This window comes from Geodermatophilus sp. SYSU D01180, from assembly GCF_054050415.1.
The window spans coordinates 44,901-66,964 of record NZ_JBJGZH010000024.1 but is presented as its reverse complement, the minus strand read 5'-3'; the positions used below and the strand labels follow the sequence as shown (position 1 = coordinate 66,964).

Sequence of the window (22,064 nt, the reverse complement as noted above, 5' to 3'; positions counted from 1 at the left end):
AGCCCGGACCCGCCTGGGGTCCGGGCTCGCGCCGTTCCAGCGGTTGGGGCGGGGGTGCCGAGACGCGGGTGGCGGTCGTCATCCGGGGCGGGATGCCGGCCCTCAGGCGCATCTCGCCGCAGGGGCGGCCGCTCCAGGGTCAGCGGGCGGCCGTCGCGGGGACGGCGGGGGTGTCGAGGGGCTGCCCGGTCGCGGGGCCGCGGACCGACCACACCAGCCGCGCGGTGTACGCGGTCACCAGCACCGCGCCGAGCATGTGCAGCAGCACCAGCACCACCGGCAGGTGCGTGAAGTACTGGACGAACCCGACGACGCCCTGCAGCAACTGGACGACGAGCACGTCGCGGGCGGCCCGGCGGACGCGGCCGGGGGCGTCGGTGGCGTACAGCGCCACGAGCAGCGCGATGGTCAGGCCGACGAGCAGGAACACCGCGTCGGCGTGCAGCTGGCTCACCGTCTCGGGGTCGAAGCCCATGCGGTCGCCGGTGGGGACGCCGGCGTCGTCGAGGTCGCCGCTGTGCGGGCCGCTGCCGGTGACGACCGTCCCCAGCGCGAGCACCACCGCGGTGACCGCGGCGATCCCGCCGGCCAGCAGCGCGATCGGCCGGCGGACCACCGGCTGGCCGACCCCCGGCTCGCGGGACCGCAGCCACAGCACGGTCGAGACGGCGACCAGCAGCGTGGAGACGAGGAAGTGGACGGCGACGGTCCACGGGTTGAGGCCGGTGAGCACCGTGACGCCGCCGATCGCCGCCTGCACCGGGATGCCCAGGAACGTCAGCACCGCCAGCGGCCGCAGGTCCCGGCGCGGGGAACGCCAGACCGCCACCAGCACCGCGATCGCCACCGCGGTGAGCACGAAGGTCAGCAGCCGGTTGCCGAACTCGATGAGGCCGTGCCCGGCCATCTCCGGCGTCGTCACGAAGCTGTCGGCGGTGCACCGCGGCCAGGTGGGGCAGCCCAGGCCCGAGCCGGTCAGCCGGACCACGCCGCCGGTGACCACGATGGCGCCGTTGGCGACCACGTTGGCCAGCGCCAGGCGCGTGATGACGGCGGGGGAGAAGGCGGTGGGCAGGACCGGCACGGCCCGATGCTAGTCGCGGCCGGCCACCCCTCCCGGGTTCGCCCAGGGCGATCACGGACGGGGAAGGGCGGCGCGCCCGGCCGTGCTGTAGGAGGCGCAGGCGGCCGACGCGCCGACCTGGTGTCGGTGCGCCCTCCCGGGTACGGGAGCCCCACCCGGGAGCCCTCCGAGCGAGCCGCGCCGACGCCCCGACTTCCCCCTTGGACGTGAGGTATGACCAGCCCCTTCTTCCCGGGCCCCTACGGGAGCCCGTTCGACGACTTCTTCGCCCGCTACCTGGGCGGCGAGCAGCGCACGCCGCGGCAGCGGGTGAGCCCGATGCAGTTCCTCAGCCAGCAGGCCCGCGAGCTGGTCAACGCCGCGGCCGCGCAGGCCCTGGCCACCGGCAGCGCCGACCTCGACACCGAGCACCTGCTGTGGGCGATGACCGGCGACGAGACCGCCCGCGCCTTCCTGACCCGCACGGGCACCGACCCCGACCGGCTGCGCGCCGAGCTCGAGGCGCAGCTGCCGCAGGGGACGCCGCAGGCCGAGCGGGCGGCCCTGACCCCGGCCGCCAAGCGGGTCCTGCTCGACGCCCACCAGGTGTCGCGGGCCCTGGGCTCCACCTACATCGGCCCCGAGCACCTGCTGTTCGCCCTCGCCGTCGACGCCGAGTCCCCGGGCAGCCGGGTGCTGCGCGAGCACGGGGTCACCCCCGAGGCGCTGCAGCAGGCGGCCACCGGCGGCGGCACCCCCGGCGGCGGCCGCCCCGGGCAACCGGCGTCGAGCACCCCGACGCTCGACGAGTTCGGCCGCGACCTCACCGAGATGGCCCGCAACGGCCAGATCGACCCGGTGATCGGCCGCGAGTCCGAGATCGAGCAGACCGTCGAGGTGCTGTCGCGGCGCCGCAAGAACAACCCGGTGCTCATCGGCGAGGCCGGCGTCGGGAAGACCGCGATCGTCGAGGGCATCGCCGCCCAGATCGTCGAGGGCGACGTCCCGGAGACGCTGCGCGGCAAGCGCCTGGTCGAGCTCGACCTCACCGGCCTGGTGGCCGGCACGCGCTACCGCGGGGACTTCGAGGAGCGGCTCAAGAAGGTCATGGAGGAGATCCGCGAGCACTCCGACGAGGTGATCGTCTTCATCGACGAGCTGCACACCGTCGTCGGGGCGGGCGCGTCCGAGGGCTCCGGCGGCGCGGGCAACATGCTCAAGCCCGCCCTGGCCCGCGGCGAGCTGCGCGTCATCGGCGCGACGACGCTCGACGAGTACCGCCGCGACATCGAGAAGGACGCGGCCCTGGAGCGCCGGTTCCAGCCGATCCTGGTGACCGAGCCGAGCGTCGAGGACACCGTGCAGATCCTCTGCGGGCTGCGCGACCGCTACGAGGCCCACCACCAGGTGCGCTTCACCGACGACGCCGTCCGCGCCGCCGTCGAGCTCTCCGACCGCTACATCGCCGACCGGCACCTGCCGGACAAGGCGATCGACCTCGTCGACCAGGCCGGCGCCCGCGTCCGCCGCCGGGTGAAGACCCCGCCGACGGACCTGCGCGGGCTGGAGCAGGAGGTCGAGCGGCTGCAGCGGGAGAAGGACCAGGCGGTCGCCGCCGAGCAGTACGAGCGCGCCTCCGAGCTGCGCGACGAGCTCGCCACGGCGCAGCGCCGCCTGGAGGAGGCCCGCACCGGCGGGAGCCAGCCCGGCGTGCCCGAGGTCGGCGTCGAGGACGTCGCCGAGGTGGTCTCGCGGCAGACCGGCATCCCGGTGGCCCAGCTGACCCAGGAGGAGATGGCGCGGCTGCTGCAGCTCGAGGAGCGCCTGCACGAGCGGGTGGTCGGCCAGGACGACGCCGTCCGCGTGGTCTCCGAGGCCATCCGCCGGTCCCGCGTGGGCCTGGGCGACCCGGACCGGCCGATCGGCAGCTTCCTGTTCCTCGGCCCGACCGGCGTCGGCAAGACCGAGCTGGCCCGGGCCCTGGCCGAGGCGATGTTCGGCGACTCCGACCGGATGGTCCGGCTGGACATGAGCGAGTTCCAGGAGCGCCACACCGTCAGCCGCCTGGTCGGCTCCCCGCCCGGCTACGTCGGCTACGAGGACGCCGGGCAGCTGACCGAGGCGGTCCGCCGCCGGCCCTACTCGGTGGTGCTGCTCGACGAGGTCGAGAAGGCGCACCCCGACGTGTTCAACACGCTGCTGCAGGTGCTCGACGACGGCCGGCTCACCGACTCGCAGGGCCGCACGGTCGACTTCACGAACACCGTGCTGATCATGACCAGCAACCTGGGGTCGGAGCTGATCCAGGGGCGCAACACCCCGCTCGGCTTCGGCACCGGCGACGGCGCCGCGGCCGACGCCGGCCTGCGGGACCGGCTGGTGCGGCGGCTGCGCGAGTCGTTCCGGCCGGAGTTCCTCAACCGGATCGACGAGATCGTGGTGTTCCAGCAGCTGGAGAGCGAGCAGCTGCAGCAGATCACCCGGCTGCTGCTGGACGAGACGCGCCGGCGGCTGTCGGCGCAGGGCGTCGAGGTGACCTTCACCGACGAGGCGGTCGCCTGGATCGCCGAGCGGGGCTTCGAGCCGGCGTTCGGGGCGCGCCCGCTGCGCCGGGCGATCCAGCGGGAGGTCGACAACCCGCTGGCCCGGCTGCTGCTCGACGGCCGCGTCGGGGCCGGCCGGCACGTCGTCGCCGACGTCCGGGACGGCGCCCTCGACCTGCGCGTCGAGGACCGCGAGCCGGCGGCGGCCGCCCAGGCCTGAGCCCGTCGTGACCTGCGCCACCCGGCCCCTGACCTGCACGGTCGGGGGCCGGGTGACTTAGGGGGACCTTGCTTGCAGGCCTCCCGAAATAGGACACAATCGTGTTGTGGAAAGCAGCGCGACGCAGGCGGGGACGGTGCGGGCCGATGACGTCCGCACCCGTGACCGCGTGACCGCGCTGCTGCTCGAGCACGGTCCGCAGACGGCCAGCGAGCTGGCCGGCCGGCTGGGCGTCAGCCCCGCCGCCGTCCGGCGCCACCTCGACGCCCTGGCCGCCCAGGGGCGGGTCGAGGAGCGCGCGGCCGCGGGCGCGCACCGGGGGAGGGGCCGGCCCGCCCGGCACTTCCACCTCACCGACGCCGGCCGGTCCGGGTTCGCCCACGCCTACGACGACCTGGCGCTGACCGCGCTGCGGTACGTCGCGGCCTCGGGCGGTCCCGACGCCGTCCGCGCCGTCGCCGAGGCGCAGCTGGCCGGCCTCGAGCAGCGGGCCTCCGACGCCGTCGCCCGCGCCGACGGGGCGCCGGTCGAGCGGGCCCGGGCGCTGGCCGAGGCGCTGACGGCCGAGGGCTACGCTGCCACGGCCTCGGCGATCTCCAGCGGCGGGCAGCTGTGCCAGCACCACTGCCCGGTCGCCCACGTGGCGGCGGAGTTCCCGCAGCTGTGCGAGGTCGAGACGGCGGTCATCGGCCGGCTGGTGGGCACCCACGTCCAGCGGCTGGCCACGATCGCCCACGGCGACGGCGTCTGCACCACCCACATCCCCGGGCCGTCACGCGCCCGGGCTCACACCGGTGCGGGGAACAGAACCACCCCCGCACGCCCTGTACCCGGTGAGCGAGCAGCGCGAGTCCCGCGCCCCGCACCGTCCACCAGCACCCCCACGAGCGACCGGGAGAGGACGCCCGCATGACCAGCACCCAGCAGCCGGTGACCGGCACGCCGCTGACGCAGGACGAGCAGATCGAGCAGCTCGGCCGCTACCAGTACGGCTGGGCCGACGCCGACGTCGCCGGGGCCTCCGCCCGACGCGGTCTCGACGAGGACGTCGTCCGGGACATCTCGGCGCGCAAGGACGAGCCCGAGTGGATGCTCGAGCGCCGCCTCAAGGCCCTCAAGCTCTTCGAGCGCAAGCCGATGCCCGACTGGGGCTCGGACCTCTCCGGCATCGACTTCCAGAACATCAAGTACTTCGTGCGCTCGACCGAGGCCCAGGCCGCCTCGTGGGACGAGCTGCCCGAGGACATCAAGAACACCTACGACAAGCTGGGCATCCCCGAGGCGGAGAAGCAGCGGCTGATCGCCGGCGTCGCGGCCCAGTACGAGTCCGAGGTCGTCTACCACAAGATCCGCGAGGACCTCGAGGAGCAGGGTGTCGTCTTCCTCGACACCGACACCGCCCTCAAGGAGCACCCGGACCTGTTCCGCGAGTACTTCGGCTCGGTCATCCCGTCCGGTGACAACAAGTTCGCCGCGCTGAACACCGCGGTGTGGTCGGGCGGCTCGTTCATCTACGTGCCGAAGGGCGTGCACGTCGAGATCCCGCTGCAGGCCTACTTCCGGATCAACACCGAGAACATGGGCCAGTTCGAGCGGACGCTGATCATCGTCGACGAGGGCGCCTACGTGCACTACGTCGAGGGCTGCACCGCGCCGATCTACAAGTCGGACTCGCTGCACTCGGCGGTCGTCGAGATCATCGTCAAGAAGAACGCGCGCTGCCGGTACACGACCATCCAGAACTGGTCGAACAACGTCTACAACCTGGTCACCAAGCGGGCGATCGCCCACGAGGGCGCGACCATGGAGTGGATCGACGGCAACCTCGGCTCCAAGGTCACCATGAAGTACCCGGCGGTCTGGATGACCGGCGAGCACGCCAAGGGCGAGGTCCTGTCCATCGCCTTCGCGGGCGAGGGCCAGCACCAGGACGCCGGCGCCAAGATGGTGCACGCCGCGCCGAACACCTCCTCGACCATCGTGAGCAAGTCGGTGGCCCGCGGCGGTGGCCGCACGTCCTACCGCGGCCTGGTGCAGATCGACGAGGGCGCGTCCGGCTCGAAGTCGACGGTCAAGTGCGACGCGCTGCTGGTCGACACGATCAGCCGGTCGGACACCTACCCCTACGTCGACGTCCGCGAGGACGACGTCGCCATGGGCCACGAGGCGACCGTCTCCCGGGTCAGCGAGGACCAGCTCTTCTACCTGATGAGCCGCGGCCTGTCCGAGGACGAGGCCATGGCGATGGTGGTCCGCGGGTTCGTCGAGCCGATCGCCCGCGAGCTGCCCATGGAGTACGCCCTCGAGCTGAACCGCCTGATCGAGCTGCAGATGGAAGGTGCCGTCGGCTGATGCCGGACCAGCAGAACCCCAGCACCACCGGCCTCACCACCGACTCCGCCACCCTCGCCGGCGAGCTGTTCGGCGAGGGGGTGGGCACCCAGGCGGGTCCGCCGGCCGTCCCCGCGGCCGGCACCGGCACCGCCGGGCAGGCGGCCCCCGGAGCCCACTCGCACGGCGGCACGACGCCGACCGGCTCGCCGGCCGAGCGGTTCACCTCGACCGACCCGGACGCCTTCGGCCTGCCCACGGGCCGCGAGGAGACGTGGCGGTTCACCCCCATGAGGCGGATCCGCCCGCTCCTGGACGGCGCCACCTCCGACGCGCACCTGACCTGGACCACCGACCTGCCCGAGGGTGTCGAGCTGACCAGCGTCGAGGCCGACGACCCGCTGCTCAAGGGCCTGCCCGAGCCCGGTGACCGGCTGGCGGCCCTCGCCCGGCAGCGCAGCGGCGGTGCCGCGGTGGTCCGCGTGCCGTCCGAGGTGCGGCTGGACCGGCCGGTGACCCTCGGCCTGGCCGGCTCCGGCGGCGACGACGTCGTCTGGGGCCAGCTGGTGATCGAGGTCGGCGCCTTCTCGAAGGCGACCGTCGTGCTCGACCACAGCGGCCTGGCCCGGTACGCCGGCGGGGTCGCGGTGCTCGTCGGCGACAGCGCCGACGTCACGCTCGTCTCGGTGCAGGACTGGGCGCCCGGCGCGGTGCACGGCGGGCAGTACGACGCCGTCGTCGGCAGGGACGCCACGTTCAAGCAGGTCGTGGTCACCCTCGGCGGCGACCTGGTCCGGCTGGTCAGCAACGTCCAGTACGCCGGCCCCGGCGGGCGGGCGGAGCTCTTCGGCGTCTACTTCTCCGACGAGACCCAGCACCAGGAGCACCGGCTCTGGGTGGACCACGCGGTGCCCAACTGCAGCAGCAACGTGCTCTACAAGGGCGCGCTGCAGGGCGACGGCGCGCGCACGGTGTGGATCGGCGACGTCCGCATCCGCCCGGAGGCCACCGGCACCGACACCTACGAGCTCAACCGCAACCTGGTGCTCACCGACGGCGCCCGCGCCGACTCGGTGCCCAACCTGGAGATCGAGACCGGCGAGATCGTCGGCGCCGGCCACGCCAGCGCCACCGGCCGGTTCGACGACGAGCAGCTGTTCTACCTCTGCTCCCGTGGCATCGACGCCGAGACCGCCCGCCGCCTGGTGGTGCGCGGCTTCTTCGCCGACGTCGTCCAGCACATCGGGGTCGACGAGCTGCAGGACCGCCTGATGCGCTCCATCGAGGCGCGCCTGGGCGCCCTGCCCGGCCTCGACGAGCAGCCGGTCGAGGTGGCCTGACCCATGGCCTTCGAGCGGGTCTGCGGGCTCACCGACGTCCCGGAGAACGGGGCGCTGCGGGTGGAGCTCGCCGACGTCGACGTCGCCGTCGTCCGGTACGACGGCGACGTCTACGCGGTGCAGGACGTGTGCTCGCACGCCGAGGTCCCGCTGTCGGAGGGCGACGTCGAGGAGTTCGACGGCGCCCCCACCATCGAGTGCTGGCTGCACGGGTCGTGCTTCGACCTGCGCACCGGCGAGCCCACCAACCTGCCGGCCACCGAGCCGGTCGACGTCTACCCGGTCCGCGTGCAGGGGGAGGACGTCTACGTCGACACCGAGTCCGACGGGCGCCTCCCGCTCGCGGCCGGCAACTGAGGAGCGAGAGAAGAAGTGTCGGTTCTGGAGATCCGCGACCTGCACGTCACGGTCGGTGAGGGCGACGAGACCAAGGAGATCCTCCGCGGCGTCGACCTGACCGTCCGCTCGGGCGAGACCCACGCGATCATGGGCCCCAACGGTTCGGGCAAGTCGACCCTGGCGTACTCGATCGCCGGGCATCCCAAGTACACGATCACCGGCGGCACGGTGACCCTCGACGGCGAGGACGTCCTCGCGATGAGCGTCGACGAGCGCGCCCGCGCCGGCCTGTTCCTCGCCATGCAGTACCCGGTCGAGGTCCCCGGCGTCTCGGTGTCGAACTTCCTGCGCACCGCCGCCACCGCGGTCAAGGGCGAGGCCCCGAAGCTGCGCACCTGGGTCAAGGACGTGCGCGACGAGATGTCGGCGCTGGAGATGGACCCGGCGTTCGCCGAGCGCAACGTCAACGAGGGCTTCTCCGGCGGTGAGAAGAAGCGCCACGAGATCCTGCAGATGCGGCTGCTCAAGCCGAAGATGGCGATCCTCGACGAGACCGACTCCGGCCTCGACGTCGACGCGCTGCGCGTCGTCTCCGAGGGCGTCAACCGCACCCGCGAGGAGGGGGAGGTCGGCGTCCTGCTGATCACCCACTACACGCGGATCCTGCGCTACATCAAGCCGGACTTCGTGCACGTGTTCGTCGCCGGCCGCGTCGTCGACGAGGGCGGCCAGGAGCTCGCCGACAAGCTCGAGGCGGAGGGCTACGCCGCCTACGTCAAGGGCTCGAAGGAGACCGCGAAGGCATGACCTCGACCGCCTCGCGTCCCACGGGGACGCGTGCCCCGCTGCCCCTGGACGTCGAGGCGATCCGGGCGGACTTCCCGATCCTGTCGCGCACCGTGCGCGACGAGAAGCGGCTGGTGTACCTCGACTCCGGCGCCACCTCGCAGAAGCCCCGCAGCGTCCTCGACGCCGAGCGGGACTTCTACGAGCGGATCAACGCCGCCCCGCACCGCGGCGCGCACCAGCTGGCCGAGGAGGCCACCGGCGCGTACGAGTCGGCGCGGGCGCGGATCGCGGCCTTCATCGGCGCCTCCGCCGAGGAGGTCGTGTTCACCCGCAACTCCACCGAGGCGATCAACCTCGTGGCGTACTCGCTGTCCAACGCGGTGACCGCCAAGGACCCGGCGCACCGCCGGTACGCCGTCGGCCAGGGCGACGAGATCGTCGTGACCGAGATGGAGCACCACGCCAACCTGGTGCCCTGGCAGCAGCTGTGCGAGCGCACCGGGGCGACCCTGCGCTGGCTGGGGCTGACCGACGACGGCCGGCTGGACCTGTCCGACCTCGACACCGTGGTGAACGAGCGGACGAAGCTGGTCGCGGTCACCCAGCAGTCGAACATCCTGGGCACGATCAACCCGCTCGGGCCGATCACGGCGCGGGCGCGGGAGGTCGGCGCGCTGGTGCTGGTCGACGGCGCGCAGTCGGTGCCGCACCAGCCGGTCGACGTCGCGGCGCTCGGCGCGGACTTCCTGGTGTTCTCCGGCCACAAGATGCTCGGGCCCACCGGGATCGGCGTGCTGTGGGGCCGCTACGACGTCCTCGACGCGCTGCCGCCGTTCCTCACCGGCGGCTCGATGATCGAGGTCGTGCGGATGGAGGGCAGCACCTTCGTGCCGCCGCCGCAGCGGTTCGAGGCCGGCGTCCCGATGACCGCGCAGGCCATCGGCCTCGGCGCCGCCGTCGACTACCTGCAGGCGCTCGGCATGGACAGGGTGCAGGCGCACGAGGAGGCGCTCACCGGCTACGCGCTCGAGCAGCTGCAGGCGGTCCCCGGCGTCACGGTCATCGGCCCGCCGGACACCGTCGCCCGCGGCGGCGCGGTGTCCTTCACCGTCGAGGGCATCCACCCGCACGACGTCGGCCAGGTCCTCGACGACCTCGGCATCGCCGTCCGGGTGGGGCACCACTGCGCGTGGCCGGTGGTCCGGCGCTACGGCGTCCCGGCCACCACCCGGGCCACCTTCTACGTGCACACCGGGTACGACGACGTCGACGCGCTCGTGGAAGGCGTGCGGGCCGCGCAGCGTTTCTTCGGTGTGACGCCGGAGGAGGCAACCGCCTGATGCAGCTCGAGTCGATGTACCAGGAGATCATCCTGGACCACTACCGCAACCCCCACGGCCGCGGACTGCGCGACCCGTTCGACGCCGAGGTGCACCACGTCAACCCGACCTGCGGGGACGAGGTGACCCTGCGGGTGCACCTGGACGGCGAGACGATCGCCGACGTGTCCTACGAGGGCATGGGCTGCTCGATCAGCCAGGCGTCGGTCTCGGCGATGTACGACCTCGTCGTCGGCCGCCCGGTCACCGACGCGCTGGCCACCGGCGAGCACTTCATGACGCTCATGCAGTCCAAGGGCGACTCGGCCGTGGCCGAGCAGCTCGAGGACGAGCTCGAGGACGCCGTCGCCTTCGCCGGGGTGTCGAAGTACCCCGCCCGCATCAAGTGCGCGCTGATGAGCTGGATGGCCCTCAAGGACGCCTCCGCCCGCGCGCTGGCCGCCACCCCCACTGGAGGACAGGCATGAGCGACACCACCGAGAACGACGCCCCCGAGCTGCCGGCCTACAAGTCGGCGCTGCTGGAGGACGTCGAGGAGGCCATGCGCGACGTCGTCGACCCCGAGCTGGGGGTCAACGTCGTCGACCTCGGCCTGGTCTACGGCATCGACGTCGCGGACGAGGGCAGCACGCAGGTCGCCGTCCTGGACATGACGCTCACCTCGGCGGCCTGCCCGCTGACCGACGTCATCGAGGACCAGGCGCGCGCCGCGCTGACCGGCGGCCCCGGCCCCGGCCTGGTCGACGACGTCCGGATCAACTGGGTCTGGATGCCGCCGTGGGGCCCGGACAAGATCACCGACGACGGGCGCGAGCAGCTGCGCGCCCTCGGCTTCCGGGTCTGACGGAGGACCACTCCGCCCACCACGCCGCGCAGGCCCGGCGCGGGCCCCTGCGGAGCAGCCGTTCCGCCACGTCGCCGGACGGGCTCGACGGGACGCTGCGGGGCCGCCATCCCCTCGCCGGGCTCCTCGACCGGCTGGCCGCCGGGGATCCTCCGCCGGCCGACGCGAGCGTCGTGACACTGCCCGCGCCCCCCGGGGCGCGGGCGGTCGTCGTCGGGGGGACGGCCTGGCACGTCGTCGCCGCCGACGTCGACCCGGACTGGGTCGCCCGCTGCGTGGCGCCGGACCCGCTGGCCCTGCCGCTGGGCGCCCGCTTCCTCGCCGCGCTGGCCGACCGCGTCGGCGCCGAGCCCGGGGTGGTCGACGCCGTCCTCGTGGCCCCGCCGCCGGCCGCCGCGGGACCGGGCGTCGAGCTGGTGCCGGCCGAGGTGGACCACCCGCGCGTCGACCGGGCCCGGCGGCACCGCACCGGCGTCCGGGTGTGGGCGACGCCCGACGGCGCCGGCGTGCTGGTGCTCGGCCGCGGCGTCGCCGGCCGCTGGGAGGTCAGCCTGGAGGTCGACCCGGCCGCGCGCGGGCGCGGGCTGGGGACCGCGCTGGTCGCCGCCGCGCCGTCGCTGGTGCCCGGCGCGCCGCTGTGGGCGCAGGTCGCGCCGGCGAACACCGCCTCGCTGCGCGGGTTCCTGGGCGCGGGCTACCGGCCGGTGTGCGCGGAGTCGCTGTTCGGCTCCTGAGCCTCAGCGCATCTCCGCCAGCCGCGCGCCGGAGCCCGCGACCGGCCGCAGCTCGCGGCGGGCGCCGAGCGCCAGCAGGCTCGCGCCGGCGACGAGCACCCCGGCCAGCGGCAGCGGCAGGGCCTCGACCGCGAGCCCCGCACCGAGCGCGACCGCCGTCGCCGCGCCGATGAGCAGCGGCGCCCGCACCGCGGTGCGCGCACCGAGCGCCATGACCGCGGCCGCGGCGAGGAGCACCAGCAGCGGGCGCAGCGCGCCGGGCTCCACCACCGCGGCCACCGTCGACGGCGCCGCCGCGGCCACCAGGCCCGGGCCCCACACCGGCCAGGACGGGCCGTCGAGCAGGCGTGGCCCGGCCGCCACCAGCAGCGCCGCGGCGGCCGGAAGGCTCCACGCCTCGACCACGGACGTGCCGGTCAGCGCGGCCAGCGTCCACCCCGCCGCGCCCAGCTCTCCCGCGCCGGTGCGCCAGGCCGCCTCCGACCCGCGCCTGCGGCCCGCTCCCGCCGCCCAGGCGCAGGTGAGCACGCCCTGCACGGCCAGGTGCAGCGCCAGCAGACCCCACGCGGCGGCGACGGCGAGCACGGCCAGCGCGGCGCCCGCGCAGACGGCGCCGACCGTGCCGGTGGGGCCGCGGACGTCGGCGGCCGTCCCGGGCCGGGCGGCCAGCGTCCCGGCGAACAGCCCGGTGAGCGCCGCGGCGGTCGCGCCGGGGGAGAGCAGCCCCGCCGGCACCGCGAGCAGCGCCGCCGCGGCGAGGCAGCCGACGGCCGCCGGCAGCGCCCGGGCCCGCTCGTCCCGCCGGGCAGCCGCGACACCGGCCGCGGGCAGCGCGGTCAGCACCAGCAGCGCGACCAGCGCCGGCCAGCGCGCGGCCGCGACCAGCTGGGCCACCGCCAGCGCGACCAGGACCAGCCCCGCGGCGGTCGTGGCGGGCAGCAGCAGCCCCCGGCGCCAGCCGGTCAGCGTGCCCGCGGCGACGCCGGCGAGCAGCACGCCGAGCCAGCCCGCGAGCGGGAGCGGGACCGGCCCGTCGGTGGACAGCGCCGCGCCCACCGCCCCGCCGGCGACCAGGCCCGCGACTCCGGGCACCAGCCGCGGCGGCCCGAGCAGCGGCTCGACCGCGCGCTCCAGCCGCACGAGCAGCAGCCCGGCCGCCGCCGCGACGGTCAGGCCGGCGGCGACCCAGCGCGCGGCGCCGGCGCCGGTGGCGGCGGTGTGCAGCCCGCCGGCCACCCCGGCGACGAGCCACGGTGCGGAGGTGACCAGGGCGACGCGGGCCAGCGGGCGCCGCGCCGTCAGGGTGACCGCGAGCCCGGCCAGCGCGACGCCGAGCAGCAGCGCGGTCCGCGGCACCCCCGCGGGCACGAGGGCCAGCGACCGCAGGGCCGCCACCTGCACCGCCAGCCACGCGCCGAGCGGCCAGCCCAGCGGCCGGGGGAGCAGCACCCGCAGGCTGAGCAGCACCACGGCCAGGCCCAGCGCCGGCAGCGGCCCGCCGTCGGTGGCGCGGTCCCCGTCGGCGGCGCCGGTCAGCGCGAGCGCGGCCGCGGCCGCCGCGCAGGCCTCCTCGGTGCTGCGCAGCCGGGCGCGGGCGGCCACCGCCGCGGCGCACGCGGCGACCAGCGCCAGCAGCAGGACGCCGATCCGGGCGACCCCGCCGACCAGCGACGGCCCGGCCAGCGCCGCGGCCACCAGCAGGACCACGCCGACGCCGAGGATCACCTGCGGCGGCCGCAGCCGGGCCGGCAGCGAGGGGAGCGGCGGGCCGGGGTCGACGGTGGCGGCCCCCGGCGGGCCCGCGTAGGGCAGTGGCGGCAGCGGCGCGCCCGTCATCGCCGTCCCCCCTCGTGCCCGGCCGTCGGGCCCACGCTAGGGGCGGTCAGCGCATCTGCGCGACCCAGGCCACCGCCTCCCGCGCCTGCTGCCGGCGCCGCTCGTAGGTGGCCCCCACGACCAGCAGGAGCAGGCCCGCGGTGGCCAGCGTGACCCAGCGCGGCACCAGCGGCGCGTAGGGCGCCAGCCGGCCGAGCGTCACCACCAGCAGGGCGCCGGCCCCGACGACGAACGGCGCCTGCCGGTGGGTGAGCGCCCCGCCGACCGTCAGCCCGGCCGCCGCCGCGACCACCCCGACCAGCCGCAGCGGCGCCGGGTCGGCCACCGCGACCACCGCCGACGGCAGCACCGCCACGGCCACCGCGGCGCCCTCGGCGGCCCAGGACGCGGCCCCGGTGCGCAGGGCCGGGAGCGCGAGCAGCAGCAGGCCCGCCGCGGCCGGCAGCGTGTAGACCTCCGGCGTGCGGATCTCCGCGCCCGCCGCGGCGATCCACCCCGCGAGCACGAGGTCGGCCACCGCGAGGACGGCGGCGAGCCGCCGCCGGCCGACGACGGCGTAGCAGCCGGCGGCCGCCCCGGCCACGGCGAGGTCGACCGCGACCTGCCCCCACGCCCCGGCGCTGCCGGCGGTGAGCCCGGCGGCCACGGCGAGGACCGCGCCGGTGCCCGCGGCGGCCGCCTCCTCCGGTCGCGTGACGCGGGCCGTGGCGACGGCGAACGCGGCGGCGGCGACGAGCGCGAGCAGCAGGCCGGCGACCGCGGGGGACAGCAGGCCGGCCCCGGAGGCGATCAGGACGGCACCGCCGGGCGCGGCCAGCGCGGCCGCGGTCGCCGCGGCGCGGACCCGGGGGCGGAGCACCGCGGCGAGGCCGGCCGGGACGGCGGCGGCCAGCACCAGCAGGGCCAGCGGCGCCCAGGAGTCGCCGTCGGCGAGGACGCCGGTGCCGGCGGCGGCGAGCACGCCACCGGCGGCGAGCACCGCCGCCGGCGCCGGCCCGGTCACCGACGGCGGGGTGGCGGCGGTGAGCAGCACCAGGCCCAGCCCGCCCGCCGCGACGGTCCCCGCGACGCCGAGCCCGCTCAGCGACCCGGCCAGGGCCAGGGCCGCGACCGCCGCCGCGCCGGCCGCGGCGGCACGGGGCTCCGGCAGGAACGGCGCCAGCCGGGGCTCCCGCAGCAGGGCGCCGGCGACGGCCGCGGCCACCGCGAGGACGGCGGTGGCGGCCCAGCCGTCGACCGCGCCGCCGTCCCAGGCCAGCGGGACGCCGAGCAGCACGCCGGCGCCTCCGGTCAGGGCGCCCAGGCCGGCCGCGGCCCGCTGCAGGGCCGGGCGCAGCACCAGCAGCGCCAGGACGTCGACCAGCGCGGTGGCGAGCAGGACCGCGACCCCCGCGGCGCCGTCGGCGATCCCGAGCGGCAGCAGCAGCCAGCCGGCCGGCTGGGCCGCGAGCAGGGCGACCAGCGGCCAGGCGACCGTGCTGCGCGTGCCGCGGCCGAGGGCCAGGGCCGCCCCCGCGACGACGACGCAGGACAGCCCGCCCCACAGCCGGGGCGGCACGGCGTCGGCGCCCCACAGGCCCAGCGCGTGCGCGGCGGCGAGGTCGACGGCCAGCAGCGCGGCCCCGGCGCCGGCCAGCGCCTCCTCGGTGGCCCGCAGGCCGCGGCGGGCGCTCCACGCCGAGGTCGCGCAGGCGGCGGCGGTGACCGCGGCCATGACCGCGGCCTGGAAGGTCACGCCCAGCCGGGTCCAGGCCACCGCCACGAACGCGACCGCCGCGGCGACCACGAGCAGCGCCCCCAGGCCCAGCAGCACCTGCTGCGGGCTCAGCCGCCGCCGCGGGGACGGCGGCTCGAGGGGCGGCGGGACGGGCGGCGCCACGGGAGGAGGCGGCTGCACCGGCGGAGGCACCCACGCGGGGGCCGGAGCCGGGGCAGGAGCCGGAGCCGGGACGGGGGCCGGGCCCGGGGCCGCGGCGCGCAGGGTGGCCACCAGGGCGTCCCGCTCGCGGGCGAACTCGTCGATCGTCGCGCCGAGCCGGGCCACCACCGTGGCCGCCTGCGCGACGGCGGGCAGCCCGCAGGTCCCGCAGGGCGCCGGGGCGGGCGCGGCCGGCGTGCCGCAGACGGGACAGGGCAGACCCCAGGAGGGTCCGGACCACGAGGGATCGCTCACGAGCGGATGGTGACGCGCCGCGGGCCCCGGCGGTAGCGATCCGCCCGGGGTGTGGACGGACGGTCGTGCCGTGGACGTCACCCGGCAATCCGCTCCGGTCCCGGGACGACAGGGCCTACCCTGGGATCAGTGATCACGACGACCGGCCTCGAACTGCGCGCCGGCGCCCGCATCCTCCTCAGCGACGTCACCCTGCGCGTGCAGCCGGGCGACCGCATCGGTCTGGTCGGGCGCAACGGCGCCGGCAAGACCACCACGCTCACCACGCTCGCCGGTGAGCGCCTGCCGCACGCCGGCAAGGTCGAGGTGACCGGCGAGATCGGCTACCTCCCGCAGGACCCGCGCAGCGGCGACCTCGACACCACCGCCAGCGACCGCGTGCTGTCCGGCCGCGGCCTCGACGTCCTCAGGGCCCAGCTGGTCAAGGCGCAGGTCGCCATGGCCGAGCCCGCCGACGACGCCGAGCGCGACCGCGCCGTCCGCCGGTACGGGCGGCTCGAGGACCAGTTCGCGGCGCTGGGCGGGTACGCCGCCGAGAGCGACGCCGCGCGCATCTGCACCGCCCTCGGCCTGCCCGACCGGGTCATGGGCCAGCCGCTGCGCACCCTGTCCGGCGGCCAGCGGCGGCGCGTGGAGCTCGCCCGCATCCTGTTCTCCGACGCCGAGACGCTGCTGCTCGACGAGCCCACCAACCACCTCGACGCCGACTCGATCGCCTGGCTCAAGACCTTCCTCGCCGCGCACAAGGGCGGGCTGATCGTCATCAGCCACGACGTCGAGCTGCTCGACGCCGTCGTGAACAAGGTGTGGCACCTCGACGCCAACCGGGCCACCGTCGACATCTACAACCTCGGCTGGAAGCCCTACCTCGCCCAGCGGGAGACCGACGAGCGGCGCCGCAAGCAGGAGCGGGCCAACACCGAGCGCAAGATCGACGCGCTGACCGCGCAGGCGGACAAGATGCGCGCCAAGGCCACCAAGGCCCGGGCCGCACAGAGCATGGACAAGCGCGCCGCGCGGCTGGCCGCCGGGCTGGAGGACGTCCGCGTCCAGGACCGGGTGGCCAAGCTGCGGTTCCCCACGCCGGCGCCGTGCGGGCGGACCCCGCTCACCGCGGAGGGGCTGTCCAAGAGCTACGGCTCGCTCGAGGTGTTCACCGACGTCGACCTCGCCGTCGACCGGGGCGCGCGGGTCGTCGTCCTCGGGCTCAACGGGGCCGGGAAGACGACGCTGCTGCGGATGCTGGCCGGCACCGAGGCCCCCGACACCGGCGAGGTGCAGCCGGGCCACGGGCTGCGCATCGGCTACTACGCGCAGGAGCACGAGACACTCGACCACGACCGCTCGCTGCTGGAGAACATGCGCGCGGCCGCGCCGCAGAGCACGGACACCGAGCTGCGGCGGATCCTCGGCGCCTTCCTCTTCTCCGGCGACGCCGCCGACCAGCGCGCCGGGACGCTCTCCGGTGGCGAGAAGACCCGGCTGGCCATGGCCACGCTCGTCGTCTCCGGCGCCAACGTGCTGCTGCTCGACGAGCCGACCAACAACCTCGACCCGGCCAGCCGCGAGCAGGTGCTCGACGCGCTGCGCACCTACACCGGTGCGATCGTGCTGGTCACGCACGACGAGGGCGCGGTCCGCGCGCTGGACCCGGACAAGGTCATCCTGCTGCCCGACGGCACCGAGGACGCCTGGAGCGAGGACCTCGCCGACCTCGTCGAGCTCGCCTGAGGCGGCCCTCGCCGGGAACTTGTCATTCGCGTGGCCGAGCCGCGCGGGCTGGGTGATCATCGGTGCGGGAGGCCGGCGTCACGGGGACGACGGCACCACGCGAGCCAGCACCCGACCGGGCCGGCACCCCTCGCCGGCCTCGGCGGCTGCGACGGAGGGGAGTCATGGCCGACTCGAGCACGGACCTCGGCAAGGGCAAGCGCATCACCGGTGGGGACCGCACCACCCTGGCCGACGAGCTGAAGAAGCGGTACGACGGCGGGGAGAGCATCCGCTCCCTGGCGACCTCGACCAACCGGTCCTACGGGTTCGTGCACCGGCTCCTGTCGGAGTCCGGTGCCACGCTGCGCAGCCGTGGCGGGGCGAACCGGAACAGCAAGAAGACCGCGTGACGGCGGCCGACGCCGGCGGCTGGGTCCGCACCAGCCGGGACGGCGCCGTCCTGACCGTCACGCTCGACCGACCCGACCAGCTCAACGCCCAGACGCCGGCCACCTGGGCGGCGCTGGCGGCCGTGGGCGCCTCGCTCGACGACGACGTCCGCGTGGTCGTCGTGCGGGGCAGCGGCCGCTCCTTCTCCGCGGGCCTGGACCGCAGCCTGTTCGGCGCCGACCCGTCGACCCCCGGCGGGCTCGGCGAGCTGGGCACGATGCCGGCCGAGCTGGCCCAGGAGCGGATCCGCGGGTACCAGGGCGGCTTCCGGTGGCTGCGCTCGCCGGGGATCGTCTCGGTGGCCGCGGTGCAGGGGCACGCGATCGGCGCCGGCGCCCAGCTGGCGCTGGCCTGCGACCTGCGGGTGATGACCGACGACGCGTCGCTGCGGCTGCCCGAGGCGACGCTCGGCCTCGTCCCCGACCTCACCGGCACGTCCACGCTGGCGGAGCTGGTGGGCTACGCGCGGGCGATGGAGGTCTGCGTGACCGGCCGGCCGGTGCCGGCGGCGGAGGCGCTGGCGTGGGGGATCGCGAACGCCGTCGTCCCGGCCGCGGAGCTGGACGGGGCGGTGGCGACGCTGGTCGCCGCGCTCACCGCGCCGCCGGCCGGGGCGGTGCGGGAGACCGCGGCGCTGGTGCGCTCGGCCGTCCGCAACCCCCCGGAGGCGCAGGACGCGGCCGAGCGGGCCGCGCAGTCCCGGCGGCTGGCCGAGCTGGCGGGGCTCGCCCGCCGCTGAGGGATCCGGAACAGGAGGGGACCGGCCGCTGTTGTGCCTGCGGCCGGTCCCCGTCCGGTCGTGAGGAGGTCGTGTCGTGAGCAGTCCCATGACCTCCATGGCGGCGATGCGCTCGTTCCGCCGGGACCCGTCGGTCACCTCGCGGCCGCTGCCGAAGGGCACGGTGCGCCGCATCCTCGGCGTGGCCCGGCCCTACCGGCGCGAGCTCACCTTCTTCCTGCTGCTGGTGGTCGGTTCCTCGGTCATCGGCGTGCTCACCCCGCTGCTGGCCGGCGACATCGTCAACCGGATCGCCCGCCTCGACGGCACCGCCGGCGGCATCGTCCGCATCGCGCTGTTCATCGCGGGCCTGGCGGTGCTCGACGCCGCGATCTCGGTGGCCACCCGCTGGTACTCCGCCCGGATCGGCGAGGGCGTCATCTACGACCTGCGCAGCCGGGTGTTCGAGCACGTGCAGCGGATGCCGGTCGCGTTCTTCACCCGCACCCAGACCGGTGCGCTGGTCAGCCGGCTCAACAACGACGTCGTCGGCGCACAGCAGGCGTTCACCTCGACGCTGTCCGGCGTCGTCTCCAACGTGATCGGCCTGGTGCTCACCGCGGGCGTCATGTTCACGCTGTCCTGGCAGATCACCCTGCTCTCGCTGGTGATGGTGCCGCTGTTCGTGCTGCCCGCGCGGCGGATCGGCAAGCGGCTGCAGGAGATCACCCGGGAGTCCTACGGGCTCAACGCGTCGATGAACGCGACGATGACCGAGCGGTTCAACGTCGCCGGCGCCCTGCTGGTCAAGCTGTTCGGCCGGCCCGACACCGAGGCCGAGAGCTTCCGCGGGCGGGCGGCGCGGGTGCGCGACATCGGCGTCCTGTCGGCCATGTACGGCCGCACGTTCTTCACCGCGCTGACCCTGGTGGCGGCGCTGGCCACCGCGCTGGTCTACGGCCTGGGCGGCTGGCTGGCGTTCGACGGGTCGCTGTCGCCGGGCGACGTCGTCGCGCTGGCGCTGCTGCTGTCGCGGCTGTACGGGCCGCTGACCGCGCTGTCCAACGTCCGGGTCGACGTCATGAGCGCGATGGTCAGCTTCGACCGGGTCTTCGAGGTGCTCGACCTCGCGCCGATGATCGCCGAGGCGCCCGGCGCCGTCCCGGTGCCCGCCGGTGACCGGTCGATCGAGTTCGACGCCGTCTCCTTCAGCTACCCGGCCGCGACCGACGTGTCGCTGGCCTCGCTCGAGGACGTGTCGCTGCCCGAGCACGGCGGCCCGACGGCGGTGCTGCACGACGTGTCGTTCCGGGTGGAGCCCGGGCAGATGGTGGCGCTGGTCGGGCACTCGGGCGCCGGCAAGTCGACGATCGTCAACCTGGTGCCGCGGCTGTACGACGTCACCGGGGGCGCGGTGCGGGTCGGCGGGCTCGACGTCCGCGAGGCGACGCTGGCCTCGCTGCGCGACGCGATCGGCGTCGTCAGCCAGGACGCGCACCTGTTCCACGATACCATCCGCGCCAACCTGCTCTACGCCCGCCCGGACGCCACCGAGGAGCAGCTGTGGGCGGCGCTGACCGGCGCGCGGATCGCCGCGCTGGTGGCGGCGCTGCCCGACGGCCTGGACACCGTCGTCGGCGACCGCGGCTACCGGCTCTCGGGCGGGGAGAAGCAGCGGCTGGCGATCGCGCGGGTGCTGCTCAAGGCGCCGGGGATCGTCATCCTCGACGAGGCGACCGCGCACCTGGACAGCGAGTCCGAGGTCGCGGTGCAGCACGCGCTGGACACTGCGCTGACCGGCCGGACGTCGCTGGTGATCGCGCACCGGCTGTCCACGATCCGCAGCGCCGACCAGATCCTCGTGGTCGACGACGGTCGCATCGTGGAGTCGGGCGCTCACGAGGAGTTGCTGGCGCTCGGGGGCCGCTACGCCGACCTCTACCGGACCCAGTTCGCCGACGGCGAGCGTCGGACGGTCGGCGCGGCGTAGCAACTAGCGTTCCTCCTGCCCCATCTGCACCAGGAGGAGTCCCCGTGACGTCCGCGCACCCGTACGACGCCCAGATCCGCGCCCTCTACGCCGACTTCGTCGACGGCTGGAACCGGCGCAGCGGCGCGGCGGTGGCCGCGGTCTTCGCCGACGACGGCGACATGGTCGGCTACGACGGGACCTCGGTGAGCGGCCGGCTGTCGATCGCCTCGGACCTGCGGCGGGTGTTCGGCAGCCACCCGACGGCGACCTACGTGGCCGTGGTCCGCTCGGTGCGCGCGGTGTCCGACGGCGTGGCCGTGCTGCACGCGCACGCCGGGATGATCCCGCCGGGCGAGGACGACGTGGACCCGGGGCTGCACAGCATCCACACCCTCGTCGCCGTCGACGAGGGCGGCGGGCGGTGGAAGACCACGCTGTTCCAGGCGACGCCGGCCGCGTGGCTGGGCCGCCGTGACGCCCGGGACGCCCTCACCCAGGAGCTGCGCGGGCTGCTCGCCACCGCCCGGTGAGCGTGCTCGTCAGCGCTGCCGAGCTCCTGGCGGCGCCGGCGCGCCCCGTGCTGCTCGACGTCCGCTGGGCGCTGGGCGACCCGCACGGCCGGGAGCGGTACCTGGCCGGCCACCTGCCTGGCGCGGTGTTCGTCGACCTGGAGACCGAGCTGTCCGCGCCGCCGTCGGCCGCCGAGGGCCGGCACCCGCTGCCGTCGGTGGCGGCCCTGCAGGCCGCGGCCCGGCGGTGGGGGATCGGCCGCGGGGCGTCCGTCGTGGCCTACGACGCCACCGGCGGGCAGGCCGCCGCGCGGGCGTGGTGGCTGCTGCGCTGGGGCGGGCTGACCGGCGTCCGGTTGCTCGACGGCGGCCTGGACGCGTGGGTCGCGGCCGGTGGGGACCTGGAGACCGGCGACGTCGTCCCGGCGCCCGGCGACGTGGTGCTGACCGGCGGCGGCATGCCGACCCTCACCGCCGACGCGGCCGCGGCACTGCCCGTACGCGGTGGGCTGCTGCTCGACGCGCGGGCCGGCGAGCGCTACCGCGGCGAGCGCGAGCCGGTGGACCCCCGGGCCGGGCACGTGCCGGGGGCGGTGAGCGCGCCGACGGGCGAGAACCTGCAGGCCGACGGCCGGTTCCGGACCGACCTGACCGACCGGTTCGCCGCGCTCGGCGTGCGGCCGGGGACACCGGTCGGCGTCTACTGCGGCTCGGGCGTCACCGCCGCGCACGAGGTGGCCGCGCTGGCCGAGGCGGGCGTCGAGGCAGCGCTGTGGCCGGGCTCCTGGTCCCAGTGGTCGGCCGACCCGTCCCGCCCGGCGGCCACGGGGCCCGATCCGGGCTGACGCCGCCATACTGCGGCCGTGTCCGCCGACACCGCCCGCCGCACCGGACCGCTGGTCGTCGCCGTGCTGGCCGGACTCGCGCACCTGGTGGTCGGGTGGTTCTACCTCGCCGGCGGGCTGGTGGTCCCCGGTCCGGTGCTCGTCCCGCTCTGGCTGATCTGGCTCGCCGGGGCCGTGGTGCTGGTGCGGCTGGCGGTCCGCCGCTCCTGGTGGACGCCGGCGGTGCCGGTGGAGGCCGCGGTGCTGCTCGGGCTCGTCGTCGCCGTCGGCGGGGAGCTGCTCGGCTGGACGGCCTGAGCGGCCGC

The 22,064-nt window shown here is 75.8% G+C and carries 20 protein-coding genes; 17 read left to right on the top strand and 3 right to left on the bottom strand.

The features are described from left to right. Positions 1-139: 139 nt before the first annotated feature. Positions 140-1,084: a COX15/CtaA family protein gene (locus ACI8AA_RS19150; protein ID WP_457045968.1), complete on the bottom strand. Its 945-nt coding sequence runs from the start codon at positions 1,082-1,084 to the stop codon at positions 140-142. Between the two features lie 213 nt (positions 1,085-1,297). Between ACI8AA_RS19150 and ACI8AA_RS19145 the strand changes: the two genes are divergently transcribed. From ACI8AA_RS19145 to ACI8AA_RS19100, 10 genes are all read left to right on the top strand, one after another. Next, the gene (locus ACI8AA_RS19145; protein WP_457045967.1) at positions 1,298-3,826 is read left to right on the top strand and encodes an ATP-dependent Clp protease ATP-binding subunit; all 2,529 of its coding nucleotides are present in this window, start codon (positions 1,298-1,300) and stop codon (positions 3,824-3,826) included. 106 nt (positions 3,827-3,932) lie between these two features. Continuing rightward, complete coding sequence (locus ACI8AA_RS19140) at positions 3,933-4,739, top strand: helix-turn-helix transcriptional regulator (RefSeq protein WP_457045966.1); 807 nt, start codon at positions 3,933-3,935, stop codon at positions 4,737-4,739. Further along, positions 4,736-6,178 carry a Fe-S cluster assembly protein SufB gene (gene sufB / locus ACI8AA_RS19135; RefSeq protein ID WP_387992934.1) on the top strand — a complete coding sequence of 481 codons (1,443 nt, stop codon included), beginning with the start codon at positions 4,736-4,738 and terminating at the stop codon, positions 6,176-6,178. Before ACI8AA_RS19140 ends, sufB begins: the two co-directional genes overlap by 4 nt. Then, positions 6,178-7,497: a Fe-S cluster assembly protein SufD gene (gene sufD / locus ACI8AA_RS19130; RefSeq protein WP_457045965.1), complete on the top strand. Its 1,320-nt coding sequence runs from the start codon at positions 6,178-6,180 to the stop codon at positions 7,495-7,497. The genes sufB and sufD overlap by 1 nt, the downstream gene beginning before the upstream one ends. Before the next feature lie 3 nt (positions 7,498-7,500). Next, complete coding sequence (locus ACI8AA_RS19125) at positions 7,501-7,854, top strand: non-heme iron oxygenase ferredoxin subunit (RefSeq protein ID WP_457045964.1); 354 nt, start codon at positions 7,501-7,503, stop codon at positions 7,852-7,854. A 15-nt stretch (positions 7,855-7,869) separates the two neighbouring features. Then, positions 7,870-8,643, top strand: a complete 774-nt coding sequence (sufC, locus tag ACI8AA_RS19120; RefSeq protein ID WP_456934998.1) for a Fe-S cluster assembly ATPase SufC — start codon at positions 7,870-7,872, stop codon at positions 8,641-8,643. Next, positions 8,640-9,965 (top strand): cysteine desulfurase, encoded by a 1,326-nt coding sequence (locus ACI8AA_RS19115; protein ID WP_457045963.1) that lies wholly within the window; start codon positions 8,640-8,642, stop codon positions 9,963-9,965. The genes sufC and ACI8AA_RS19115 overlap by 4 nt, the downstream gene beginning before the upstream one ends. Beyond that, a complete protein-coding gene (gene sufU, locus ACI8AA_RS19110) occupies positions 9,965-10,432 on the top strand; it encodes a Fe-S cluster assembly sulfur transfer protein SufU (protein ID WP_457045962.1) in 468 nt (155 codons plus the stop codon). The genes ACI8AA_RS19115 and sufU overlap by 1 nt, the downstream gene beginning before the upstream one ends. Further along, complete coding sequence (locus tag ACI8AA_RS19105) at positions 10,429-10,809, top strand: metal-sulfur cluster assembly factor (protein WP_456934996.1); 381 nt, start codon at positions 10,429-10,431, stop codon at positions 10,807-10,809. Before sufU ends, ACI8AA_RS19105 begins: the two co-directional genes overlap by 4 nt. Positions 10,810-10,982: 173 nt before the next feature. Next, positions 10,983-11,543 carry an N-acetyltransferase family protein gene (locus tag ACI8AA_RS19100; RefSeq protein ID WP_457045961.1) on the top strand — a complete coding sequence of 187 codons (561 nt, stop codon included), beginning with the start codon at positions 10,983-10,985 and terminating at the stop codon, positions 11,541-11,543. Between the two features lie 3 nt (positions 11,544-11,546). Here the strand turns inward: ACI8AA_RS19100 and ACI8AA_RS19095 are convergent, their stop codons facing one another. Together ACI8AA_RS19095 and ACI8AA_RS19090 are read right to left on the bottom strand one after the other, a co-directional pair. Then, positions 11,547-13,379: an SCO7613 C-terminal domain-containing membrane protein gene (locus ACI8AA_RS19095; protein ID WP_457045960.1), complete on the bottom strand. Its 1,833-nt coding sequence runs from the start codon at positions 13,377-13,379 to the stop codon at positions 11,547-11,549. A gap of 46 nt (positions 13,380-13,425) precedes the next feature. Next, positions 13,426-15,552 carry an SCO7613 C-terminal domain-containing membrane protein gene (locus tag ACI8AA_RS19090; RefSeq protein ID WP_457045959.1) on the bottom strand — a complete coding sequence of 709 codons (2,127 nt, stop codon included), beginning with the start codon at positions 15,550-15,552 and terminating at the stop codon, positions 13,426-13,428. Positions 15,553-15,681: 129 nt separating this feature from the next. On the opposite strand from ACI8AA_RS19090, the gene ACI8AA_RS19085 reads away from it, so the two are divergent. The 7 genes from ACI8AA_RS19085 (at position 15,682) to ACI8AA_RS19055 (ending at position 22,056) form a co-directional block, all read left to right on the top strand. Next, positions 15,682-17,283, top strand: a complete 1,602-nt coding sequence (locus tag ACI8AA_RS19085; RefSeq protein WP_457045958.1) for an ABC-F family ATP-binding cassette domain-containing protein — start codon at positions 15,682-15,684, stop codon at positions 17,281-17,283. A 164-nt stretch (positions 17,284-17,447) separates the two neighbouring features. Continuing rightward, positions 17,448-17,675, top strand: coding sequence for a helix-turn-helix domain-containing protein (locus ACI8AA_RS19080; RefSeq protein WP_387992902.1), 228 nt, complete (start codon positions 17,448-17,450; stop codon positions 17,673-17,675). Continuing rightward, positions 17,672-18,454, top strand: coding sequence for an enoyl-CoA hydratase/isomerase family protein (locus tag ACI8AA_RS19075; protein WP_457045957.1), 783 nt, complete (start codon positions 17,672-17,674; stop codon positions 18,452-18,454). The genes ACI8AA_RS19080 and ACI8AA_RS19075 overlap by 4 nt, the downstream gene beginning before the upstream one ends. A gap of 76 nt (positions 18,455-18,530) precedes the next feature. Further along, entirely contained in the window at positions 18,531-20,423 is a 1,893-nt protein-coding gene (locus ACI8AA_RS19070) for an ABC transporter ATP-binding protein (protein ID WP_457045956.1), read from the top strand. Between the two features lie 44 nt (positions 20,424-20,467). Further along, the gene (locus ACI8AA_RS19065) at positions 20,468-20,935 is read left to right on the top strand and encodes an SgcJ/EcaC family oxidoreductase (protein ID WP_456929760.1); all 468 of its coding nucleotides are present in this window, start codon (positions 20,468-20,470) and stop codon (positions 20,933-20,935) included. After that, positions 20,932-21,759 (top strand): sulfurtransferase, encoded by an 828-nt coding sequence (locus ACI8AA_RS19060; RefSeq protein WP_457045955.1) that lies wholly within the window; start codon positions 20,932-20,934, stop codon positions 21,757-21,759. Before ACI8AA_RS19065 ends, ACI8AA_RS19060 begins: the two co-directional genes overlap by 4 nt. 18 nt (positions 21,760-21,777) lie before the next feature. Then, positions 21,778-22,056: a hypothetical protein gene (locus ACI8AA_RS19055; RefSeq protein WP_457045954.1), complete on the top strand. Its 279-nt coding sequence runs from the start codon at positions 21,778-21,780 to the stop codon at positions 22,054-22,056. The last annotated feature ends 8 nt before the right edge of the window (positions 22,057-22,064 follow it).

Bases quoted from the DNA above. Each gene is read 5' to 3' on its own strand.
- sufD (WP_457045965.1), top strand. From the start codon at position 6,178: ATGCCGGACCAGCAGAACCCCAGCACCACCGGCCTCACCACCGACTCC.
- ACI8AA_RS19095 (WP_457045960.1), bottom strand. From the start codon at position 13,379: ATGACGGGCGCGCCGCTGCCGCCACTGCCCTACGCGGGCCCGCCGGGG.
- ACI8AA_RS19105 (WP_456934996.1), top strand. From the start codon at position 10,429: ATGAGCGACACCACCGAGAACGACGCCCCCGAGCTGCCGGCCTACAAG.
- ACI8AA_RS19145 (WP_457045967.1), top strand. From the start codon at position 1,298: ATGACCAGCCCCTTCTTCCCGGGCCCCTACGGGAGCCCGTTCGACGAC.
- ACI8AA_RS19115 (WP_457045963.1), top strand. From the start codon at position 8,640: ATGACCTCGACCGCCTCGCGTCCCACGGGGACGCGTGCCCCGCTGCCC.
- ACI8AA_RS19080 (WP_387992902.1), top strand. From the start codon at position 17,448: ATGGCCGACTCGAGCACGGACCTCGGCAAGGGCAAGCGCATCACCGGT.
- sufB (WP_387992934.1), top strand. From the start codon at position 4,736: ATGACCAGCACCCAGCAGCCGGTGACCGGCACGCCGCTGACGCAGGAC.
- ACI8AA_RS19125 (WP_457045964.1), top strand. From the start codon at position 7,501: ATGGCCTTCGAGCGGGTCTGCGGGCTCACCGACGTCCCGGAGAACGGG.
- sufU (WP_457045962.1), top strand. From the start codon at position 9,965: ATGCAGCTCGAGTCGATGTACCAGGAGATCATCCTGGACCACTACCGC.